Below are 544 nucleotides of genomic sequence, written 5' to 3'. Positions count from 1 at the left end.
ATGCTGGCGGCGCTGCGTTCGGAAAACGCGGTGGCAAACCTGCTTTCGGCGCTCGATCGCGACCGCTCGCGCGAAGTCAGGATCGCCGTCGCCATCGCGCTGTGTGATATTGGCGCCTTGCCGCCGCTGGTCGTAACGCTGCGCAAGATCGGCGTGGCGGGGCAGCGCTCGCGACGCCTGATCGAGCTTTTCAGGCGCTTTCCGCCAAAGCGGTTCGACGAGCTCAGGGATTACGCCGGACGTCAGGACGCGGTGCCTTTCATCAGGGCGGCCGCAATGATGCGCTTGCCCGCAACGGCGGGTTCCGGTTTGGTGAGTTCTTTGCCCGCGCGGCCGGCGATCCGTCGCCGGAGGTTACCGCAGCCGCATTGCGGGCACTCGGCCTGACCGGACATGCCAATGCGCCGGCCATCCTGATCAAGGCGATGGAAAATGGCGGCTGGGATGTACGCGCCGACGCTGCCGACGCGGCGGGCCGCCTCGGCCTGTCTGAACTCGCCGCGCCCCTCGCGCAGCTTATGGACGACGAGGCATGGACTGTGCG

Annotated in this window: 1 protein-coding gene and 1 pseudogene; both read left to right on the top strand. The window is 67.5% G+C overall.

Annotation, left to right across the window (positions count from 1 at the left end):
- A pseudogene (locus EOB49_RS34585) lies at window positions 1–387 on the top strand (hypothetical protein); the annotation flags it as partial.
- Window positions 369–544 (top strand): HEAT repeat domain-containing protein (locus EOB49_RS38375; RefSeq protein ID WP_245472994.1); only part of this gene is annotated, 176 nt, incomplete at its 3' end. The pseudogene EOB49_RS34585 and the gene EOB49_RS38375, both read left to right, overlap by 19 nt.

Origin of the sequence: Mesorhizobium sp. M7A.F.Ca.MR.148.00.0.0 (assembly GCF_003997735.1) — a bacterium.
GTDB lineage: Bacteria > Pseudomonadota > Alphaproteobacteria > Rhizobiales > Rhizobiaceae > Mesorhizobium.
Note: the sequence above shows the minus strand (reverse complement) of the source record. Positions and strands in the feature narration are given on the sequence as shown.